Annotated in this window: 9 protein-coding genes; 1 reads left to right on the forward strand and 8 read right to left on the reverse strand. The window is 75.6% G+C overall.

Features of this window, described 5'->3' with window-relative positions; translation table 11 throughout:
* The 8 genes from AB0F18_RS37325 to AB0F18_RS37360 all read right to left on the reverse strand — a co-directional run.
* Nucleotides 1–1,200 (reverse strand): hypothetical protein (locus tag AB0F18_RS37325; RefSeq protein WP_362069412.1); only part of this gene is annotated, 1,200 nt, incomplete at its 3' end.
* An 83-nt stretch (nucleotides 1,201–1,283) separates the two neighbouring features.
* Nucleotides 1,284–2,084: a polysaccharide deacetylase family protein gene (locus AB0F18_RS37330; protein ID WP_362069415.1), complete on the reverse strand. Its 801-nt coding sequence runs from the start codon at nucleotides 2,082–2,084 to the stop codon at nucleotides 1,284–1,286.
* A gap of 90 nt (nucleotides 2,085–2,174) precedes the next feature.
* Complete coding sequence (locus AB0F18_RS37335) at nucleotides 2,175–2,681, reverse strand: DUF3887 domain-containing protein (protein ID WP_362069418.1); 507 nt, start codon at nucleotides 2,679–2,681, stop codon at nucleotides 2,175–2,177.
* A gap of 68 nt (nucleotides 2,682–2,749) precedes the next feature.
* Nucleotides 2,750–3,268 (reverse strand): GNAT family N-acetyltransferase, encoded by a 519-nt coding sequence (locus AB0F18_RS37340; RefSeq protein ID WP_362069421.1) that lies wholly within the window; start codon nucleotides 3,266–3,268, stop codon nucleotides 2,750–2,752.
* Between the two features lie 99 nt (nucleotides 3,269–3,367).
* A complete protein-coding gene (locus tag AB0F18_RS37345; RefSeq protein ID WP_362069423.1) occupies nucleotides 3,368–4,384 on the reverse strand; it encodes a HEAT repeat domain-containing protein in 1,017 nt (338 codons plus the stop codon).
* Nucleotides 4,385–4,388: 4 nt separating this feature from the next.
* The gene (locus AB0F18_RS37350; RefSeq protein ID WP_362069435.1) at nucleotides 4,389–5,054 is read right to left on the reverse strand and encodes a HEAT repeat domain-containing protein; all 666 of its coding nucleotides are present in this window, start codon (nucleotides 5,052–5,054) and stop codon (nucleotides 4,389–4,391) included.
* A gap of 182 nt (nucleotides 5,055–5,236) precedes the next feature.
* The gene (locus AB0F18_RS37355) at nucleotides 5,237–6,487 is read right to left on the reverse strand and encodes an SUKH-4 family immunity protein (protein ID WP_362069426.1); all 1,251 of its coding nucleotides are present in this window, start codon (nucleotides 6,485–6,487) and stop codon (nucleotides 5,237–5,239) included.
* Nucleotides 6,488–6,541: 54 nt separating this feature from the next.
* Nucleotides 6,542–7,525 carry an aldo/keto reductase gene (locus tag AB0F18_RS37360; RefSeq protein WP_362069429.1) on the reverse strand — a complete coding sequence of 328 codons (984 nt, stop codon included), beginning with the start codon at nucleotides 7,523–7,525 and terminating at the stop codon, nucleotides 6,542–6,544.
* Nucleotides 7,526–7,633: 108 nt separating this feature from the next.
* Between AB0F18_RS37360 and AB0F18_RS37365 the strand changes: the two genes are divergently transcribed.
* Nucleotides 7,634–8,184, forward strand: a 551-nt coding sequence (locus AB0F18_RS37365) for a TetR family transcriptional regulator (protein WP_362069432.1), incomplete at its 3' end; no start/stop codon positions are given.

Below are 8,184 nucleotides of genomic sequence, written 5' to 3' on the forward strand. Positions count from 1 at the left end.
GGCGACCGCGGCGAACCCCACCCCGTCGGCAACGCTTCGGGCCCCCCAGGCGTCGGCGATCCGCGCCTGCACGGCCAGGTGGGCGATCAGCGCGGCCCCGAGCACCCCCAGCGCGAGCGGGCGGCCCCGGCACGCGGCCAACAGCCGCGCCAGGCCCAGCGCGACCGGGACGGCGAGCAGCGCGTACGCGGGCAGCAGGAAACGCGGAGCCGCGTAGCCGACCATCAGGAGGTACGGCAGGGCCAGGCACAGCGCGACCGCGACGGGCACGGCGGCCGTCGCCGTGCGCCCGCCGCGACGGGCGGCGAGGAGCCCGGCCGCGGTCAGCGGCGGCAGGGCCAACCACCACAGGGCCGTCACGGGCCGGGACAACGGCACGTCGCACGGGCGGCACAGGGTCCGCCCGTCCAGCGAGCGCAGCTGGTCGGTGAACGCCGGGTGCCAGCCCAGACCGCCCTGGATCTCGCTCGCCCGACGCAGCCGGGCCAGGAGGCCGCCGTAGTGGAGCTGGGCCTCGACCACCCACTCCGCGCCGCCCGCGAGGAGCCCGGCGAGCAGGGCCGCCACCAGCACCAGCGCGGCCCGCCGCCGGGGCCGGAGGGCCGCCGCGGCACAGAGCAGGGGCAGGACCAGCCACACCGCGTCACCCGGACGCATGAGCGCGGCGAACGCCACCCCCGCCGCGACGCCGGCCGGCGCGAGGCGGTCCCCGGGGTCCCGGGCGGCCCGCAGGAAGCACCCGACGGCGAACAGCGCCCCGAAGGCCACCCAGAGATTGGGCATGGCCTGGGGGCCGTAGAGCACGGTCACCCACAGCCCCGCGAACAGGGCGCCCGCCAGGGCGAGCACGCGGACGGGAAGCAGCCGCCGCCACGCCCACAGGGAGAGCAGGAGCCCCGCCGCCGACAGCAGGGCCAGATGGACCCGCAGCGCCGTCACGGAGGAGGTGACGGCGGTCACGGGGGCCACCAGGTAGGTGATGCCGCGGGCGCGCGGGGCGCTGAAGAACGCCGCCGGAGCGCCGGGGGACACCTGGCTGACGTACACCGCCTCGTCCCAGCCCAGCCCGGTACCCGGGACGACGAGGAGGAACTGGAGGACGGCGTACCCGGCGGCGACGGACCCCAGCGGGAGCAGGTCCGCCGCCCGGCCGCGGAAGTCCGGCGGCTGCGGCACCGCGACGACGGCCCGCTGGGGCATCGGCGTACCTCCGGGGCGAAGGGGGCTCGGGCGCACCACCTTGCCCGGCCGGGCCCGACCGCGCCATTCGGGCGCCGCCGACGTCAGGGGGAGGACGCGTTCCAGTAGGCCCGGCCCGGCCGGGGCCGGGCCGGCGCGAACAGCTGGGAGACGGTCACGGGCGTGAGGCCCCGCTTCCGCAGCCCGTCGACGATGGCCGGCACGGCGGGAACGGTGCCCGGGTACACGTCGTGGAGCAGGATGATCCCGTCGCGCCGGGCGCCCTGGAGGATCCGGCTCGCGATGACCCCGGGGTCGTGGTCGCGGTAGTCCGTGGCCGTCACGCTCCACAGGATCTGCGCGAGCCCCAGGGAGCGGCAGACCTCGGCCACCCGCGGGTCGGTCAGCCCCCGGGGCGGGCGCATCAGGGTGGGCGTCCGGCCCGTGAGCGCCTTCACCCGGTCCTGGAGGAGGACGAGCTGACGGCGGATCTCCTCCGGCGGGGCCTGGGGCAGGACCGCGTGCGTCCAGGTGTGGTTGCCCAGTTCGTGCCCCTCGGCGGCCTCCCTCCGTACGAGTTCGGGACGGACCAGGGTGTTCTTGCCCAGGAGGAAGAACGTCGCGTGCACCCCCTTCGCCCTGAGCACGTCCAGCAGGCGCGCCGTCTCGGGTCCCGGGCCCGCGTCGAAGGTCAGGGCGACACAGGCGGTCCGGCGGCAGTCGACGGGCGCCTGCCGCGCCGGAACCGGGGGCGCCGTCGCGCTCCGGTCCGGTGGTGCGGTGCCGGGGGAGACGGGGGCGGACGCGGCACGGGGCACCGGAGCGGGCTGCGCGGAGCCGCAGGCCCCCAGGACGAGGGCGGCGGCCAGGGCGGTCAACGACCGTGCCCAACGGGAGGCGTTCACGGGACCCGCCTCTGCCGGAGGCGGCGGGCGCGGGTGGGCACGGGTGTCTCCCGGTGTGGGACGGGGCGGACGGGACTGTGACGACAGACCCTAGGAGACCGGCACGCCCACGCGCAGGAAGTACAGCCCCACCAGCAGGCCGTCCTCGTCGAACGTGACGCGGAACTCCCCGGGCCGCTCGGCCATCGTGAGCGGCACACTGACCACCGTGCCCGCCCCGAGGGCGACCTGGCGGGGCGCGCCGTGGGAGACGTAACGGCCGAACTCGGCCTGGTAGGTCTGCCAGGACTTCTCCAGGACCTGCGGGGACGCCTGCCGGCGGAGCGCCGCCTCGAAGCGGGCGGAGACGGCGGTGAAGTCGCCCTTCACCACCTCGTCGAGGGTGTCGAGGGCCAGCTGCTCGTACGACGGCCGGCTCGGCACCGTCACGGCGGCGGGCGCCGCCGCTCCCGCCGCTGCCACCGTTGCGCCGTTCACGGCGAACAGGGCCCCCACGGCGGCCGTGACGACGGCCGCGCTGCGGAGCCGCGCGCCCTTGCGAGGAGTCGGGGCCATGACCTTCTCCTTCCTGCGCACCAGGGCCGGGCGGACGGTCACGCCCTCAGGCTAGGACGCCCGCACACCGCCCGCACGTCGGCTCGCGAGGGCCCGCACCGAGGACCCGGTCAGAGCGCCCGGGTGTAGCGGACCTCGGTGAGCGTGACCCCGTCGTAGACGTCCTCCTGGGCCGCACCGTCGACGTGGTAGCCGGCCCGCTCGTAGAAGCGCCGGGCCCGGCCGTTGTCGCGCAGGACCCACAGCGCCGACGCCTCGAAGCCCCGGCCCCCCATCCGGGCGTGGGCCTCGTCCAGGAGCCCGCGGCCGATGCCCCGGCCGGTCAGGTCCGGGGCGACGTACAGGGCGTACACCTCCCCGGCCCGCCCCGGCCCGTCCGTCCCGCCCCGGACCGGCCCGAAGCAGATCCACCCCACGGGGCCGCGCTCGCCGAGCGCCACCAGGTCCTGTGACTCCCGGCCGGGCCGGGAGAACCACTCCCGCCGCCGGGCGGCGTCGGCGTCCACCGTCATCGCGTCCAGGTACGTCCGGGGGACGATGCCGGCGTACGCCGCCTGCCATCCCCGGACCCGGATCGCCGAGACGGCCTCGATGTCGGCCTCGGCCATCTCCCGCACATGTACTGTCATCGCGCCACGGTAAGGCCGCGGGCGCCGCCCGAAGAACCGCTTTTCCCCCGCCGCCGGACCGTCACACCCCCGTCCCCGCCCGGGCCTTCACCCGCGGCCTCACCCCGGCGCGGGCTCCGTGTCGCGCAGTCCCAGCACGTACGCCGCGGTGAGGGCGACGGCGCGGTCCCCGTCGTGCGACAGGTCGGTGAGGGCGCGCGACGCGGCGGTCCCGGGGATGCCGGCGAGCGCCTGGGCCAGCCGCAGCCGGGCGGACGCTCCGGCGGAGCCCCGGGCGAGCCGGTCGAGGAGCCCGGCGGCGATGCGGTCCGCCATCGGGGGATCACCGGCCAGTACGCTCAGCGCGTCGGCCGCGTCGACGTCGTTGGCCCCCTCGACGACCATGTCGGTGAGCGCCGGGACCGCGTCCGCCACCCCGCGCGCCCCGAGCGCCAGGGCCGCCCCCCGGCGGACCGCGACGTCCTCGTCCGCGAGCGCGTCCCGCAGCAGGGCGGTCGCCCCGCCGTGCGGGATCTCCGCGAGGGCCCCCACGGCGCGCCGTCTCACCTCGGGCTCCGGCACCCGCAGGCCCTCCGCCAGCGGAGCCAGTGCGGAGTCGCCGGACCGGGCCAGCGCCAGGAACAGGGCTCCGGCGACGTTCGGCTCCGTCTCCCTCAACGCGGCCTCGGCCAGGGCCTCCACCGGCACCAGACCCTCTGCGACCGCGGACAGGGCCGCACGCTGACGCTCCCCGGCGCTCTCCGACCCCAGGGCGCGCAGCAGCGCGGTGACGCGCAGGACGTCCTCCCAGCCGGCGGGCTCCGCGGCATCGATCCGCTCCAGTCGCGTGAGCAGCTCCGTCTCGGCCGCGATGCGCTCCCGCGTCCGGCGGACCAGGTCCTCGATGAGCCCGGCCGGAGCGAAGCCGGGGTCGTCCAGCGCCCGCCCGACCTCGCGCAGGGGCAGCCCGAGCGAGCGCAGGCTCTCGATGTGGAAGATGCGGCGGACGTCCTCGTCCGCGTACTCCCGGTAGCCCGCCCCGGTACGCCCCGTCGGCCGCAGCAGGCCGAGCGACTCGTAGTGCCGGAGCATCCGGGCACTCACCCCGGACCGCCGGGCCACATCGCCGATCAGCACCCTCTCACTCCCCACCGGCCGTTCCCACGGCCACGCTCCGCTTCGCCTCCTCGACGGCGTACCCGAACCCGGCGTCCGGGTCTTGCAGCAGCCGTTCCGTGGCCCTTGCGTGCTCCCGCACGCCGGGCGCCGGATCCGCCATCGCGGCACGCAGGGCCGGCACCGTCTCATCGCCCAGCGCGACCAGCGCCCGGCTGAGGCTCAGCCGCGTCTCACGCCCGCCGCGTCCGAGCTGCGTCGCCAGTACGGCGGCCAGCGCGCCCTCCCCGCCCTCGGGCACCAGGACCACCGCCGTGCGCCAGGCGCTGCGCGCCACCGCGTCGTCGGCGTCGGTCAGCAGCTCCCGGGTGATCGCCGGCCACGCCCGCCGGTCCCCGACCTTGGACAGCGTGTGCAGGGCCTGACTCCGTGCCTGCGCACGCTCCGAGCCCAGCTCGTCGACCAGCCTCGGGACGGTCACCGCGGCGGGGAGGCGGGTCAGCGCCCAGGTCAGCATGTCCCGTACGAAGAACTCGGGCTCGACGGCGCACCGTTCGATCAGCGTGCCGACGCAGCGGGGGTCCGCGGCCGTCCCCACCGCCAGCGCCGCCCGCAGCCGCACCGACGCATCGCCGTGCCCCAGCGCCTCCAGGGCCCGCACCGTGTCCGCATCCTCTTCCCGCGTGATCACCACGACCACCTCCTCGGCCGCAGTGAAGGCCTTGCCACCGTGTCAAGGTCAAGCCGGTGCGGCCCCTCGTTCAGCAGCCGCCGCAGTTGTAGTAGAGGACGTCCCAGGGCCGCCTTGGGGGCCCTGGGGGCCTTGGGGGCCACCCGTGCCTGCCGGCCCGCCCGGTGACGGGCCGTCCGGTGTCAGTAGCCCCAGGGGCTGAGTTCGACGATCGCCGCGAACAGGTGCCCCCACACGTCTCCCGCCGGGGATTCCGCGTCCACCGAGAGCGGTTCCAGGGCGGCGGCCTCGCGCAGGAAGTCCCCCTTGCCGTCCTCGCCCGGGTACGGGTCCCAGCAGGCGCCCATGAACCGGTACACGGCCTCCAGCAGCCGCACGAAGGTCTCGGTGTCCCGGGCGAAGGGGAACGGCCCCTTGCCGTCCCGGACCATCGACACCGCGCCCGTCCCGGGGTGGACGAGCACCCGGCCGGTGTCGGCGTACGCCAGCTCGAAGGTGCCCAGGTGCAGCAGGCCGTTCTCGTCGGGCTCCAGCCCGTACGCCTTCCCCTCGGCCCAGGCCAGGGTGAACGTGGCGACCCCGGCGGCGAACCACCTGGGCAGCCCCGCCGTCACGGCCAGCTCCCGGGTGGGCGCGTGCGTCAGCGCGGCGGGCAGCTGGTCCCGCGTCAGCACCACCATCCCGTCGGCGTCGAAGGCCTCCTCCAGGCGGGCGGCGTCGAGCGGCGTCCCGGCGGCCGTCGGCCCCGCGAACCAGGGGCCGTCCCCGCCCCGGGAGACGGCTTCGAGGTGCTCCGCCGGCCCGTCGGCGGCCGCGCCGCCCCGTTCCAGGACCACGAGGCCGCGCGGATCGACGAACAGCACGCGGCCGCCGCCGAGGGGTACGGGCTCCTCCCAGGCCTCGGGCAGGTGGAGGCCGTGGTCCGCGTCGTCCGGGTCGAACGGGACGGGCCCCTCCACGGGGGCGTCGTACCGCCGTTCGGTGAACTCGCCGTCGGCGGGGGCGGGAACCCGGTCGCCGGTGGCGGGGTCGAACCAGAGTTCCCGGACCCACTGCGCCGACAGCTTCAGCAGCAGGCGCCCGTCCGCCGCCTCGTGGACCTCCACGCAGGCGTCCCCGCTCAGGTTCGGCTTCGCCCGGTAGCGGCCGACCGGCCGCCACCAGGCCCAGACCGTCCGCCACGGCATACCCGGCTCGGCCTCGGCGACCCGGTCGGCGTAGGCGTCGTGGCCCAGTACCTTCGCGCCGAAGTGCAGCCACGAGGCGAACTCCGCGCGCGGCACCTCGGCTCCGGCGAGGACCGCGACGGCCTGGGCGTAGGCCTCGCGGCCCGCCCCGCCGCCCGTGGCGGGCAGGTCCTCCAGGGCCCCGGGCGGGGAGTCCAGCAGGGCGGAGGGGGAGGCGAACAGCCTGTCAAGATCATCGCGAGTCATGCGGACATGCTGCCAGCAGCCTCTGACAACGCCGCCCGGGGGGCGGACCCTCCGTCAGCCGTTGAGGTTGCGCATGTGCTCCGGCGCGTAGCGGTCTCCGGAGGCGACGCCGAGGGGGGCCACGGCCTCGATCGCGGCGATGTCCTGGTCGGTGACCGTCACACCGGCGGCGGCGACGTTCTCCTCCAGGTAGCGGCGCCGCTTCGTCCCCGGGATCGGTACCGCGCCCCGCCGCAGCACCCAGGCGAGGGCCAGCTGGGAGGGGGTGACGTCCTTGGCCTCCGCGAGGCGCCGGACGGCGTCGACGACGGCGAGGTTGCGGGAGAAGTTCTCGCCCTGGAAGCGGGGGTCGGTGCGGCGGAAGTCGTCCTCGGCGAAGTCGTCGGGGCTGGTGATGGCGCCGGAGAGGAAGCCGCGGCCCAGCGGGGAGTAGGCGACCAGGCCGATGCCGAGTTCGTCGAGGGCGTCCTGGACGCCGTTGTCCTCCAGGCCCCGCTCGAAGAGCGAGTACTCGGTCTGCACGGCCGTCAGGGGGTGGACGGCGTGGGCCCGCCGGATGGTCGCCGCGGCGGCCTCGCTGAGGCCCAGGTAGCGGACCTTGCCCGCGGTGACCAGCTCCGCCATGGCCCCGATGCTCTCCTCGACCGGCACGTCCGGGTCGATGCGGTGCAGGTAGTACAGGTCGATGTGGTCGGTGCCCAGGTGGCGCAGCGAGCGGTCGGCGGCGCGGTGGATGTACTCGCGGCGGCCGTTGTGGCCGCGGACGGTGCCGTCGTCGTCGAACTCGATGCCGGTCTTGGTGGCGATGACCACCTGGTCGCGGCGGCCCGCGACGGCCTTGCCGACCAGCTGCTCGTTGACGAAGGGACCGTAGCCCTCGGCGGTGTCGAGCAGGGTGACGCCCAGCTCCAGGGCCCGGTCGATGGTGGCGAGCGATTCGGCCTCGTCGGTGGCGCCGTAGAAGGCGCTCATGCCCATGCAGCCGAGGCCCTCGGCGCCGACGTGCAGACCCTGGGTACCGAGTGCGCGCAGTTCCATGGTGTGTCTCCTGGGGGGAAAGAGGAGTAACTAACTGGTTATCTACACGGTGCACGAGCCTCGGCCGTCTTGTCAATAACTGGATAGTTACTTGCTAGCCTGGGAGTCATGGCACGTGATTCCAGCGCAACGAAGGCCCGCATCCTGGCGGCGGCCTTCGACGAGTTCGCCGCGTACGGTATCGCCGGCGCCCGGGTCGACCGCATCGCCGACACGGCCGGGGCGAACAAGCGGATGATCTACGTCTACTACGGCAACAAGGAGCAGCTGTTCGACCAGGTGATCCTGCGGGCCGTGGAGCAGGGCGCGGAATCCGTCCCCTTCGACGCGGGGAACCTGCCCCGCTACGCGGGCGCCATCTTCGACCACCTGACGGCCGACCCGAGGCTCGTGCGCCTGATGATGTGGAAGCGGCTGGAGCGCCCCGAGGCCACCGTCCTGGAGGCGGAGGCGTACGCCCGCAAGACCTCCGCGCTGGCCGAGGCCCAGGCGGAGGGGCGGGTCGCCCCCGCGCACGCCCCGGCCGACCTGCTCACCCTGGTCCTCGGTCTGGCCCAGTCCTGGTACACCGCCGCCGTGGGCGACGCGGGCACCGAGGAGCACCGCGCCGCCCACCGCGCGGCGGTGGTCGACGCCGTGACCCGGCTGGCGGAAGTCCG

Origin of the sequence: Streptomyces sp. NPDC029216 (assembly GCF_040648015.1) — a bacterium.
Lineage (GTDB): Bacteria > Actinomycetota > Actinomycetes > Streptomycetales > Streptomycetaceae > Streptomyces.

What these genes read in the sequence shown, in the direction of transcription:
- AB0F18_RS37340 (WP_362069421.1), bottom strand. Translation starts at nt 3,268, where the DNA reads ATGACAGTACATGTGCGGGAGATGGCCGAGGCCGACATCGAGGCCGTC.
- AB0F18_RS37355 (WP_362069426.1), bottom strand. Translation starts at nt 6,487, where the DNA reads ATGACTCGCGATGATCTTGACAGGCTGTTCGCCTCCCCCTCCGCCCTG.
- AB0F18_RS37360 (WP_362069429.1), bottom strand. Translation starts at nt 7,525, where the DNA reads ATGGAACTGCGCGCACTCGGTACCCAGGGTCTGCACGTCGGCGCCGAG.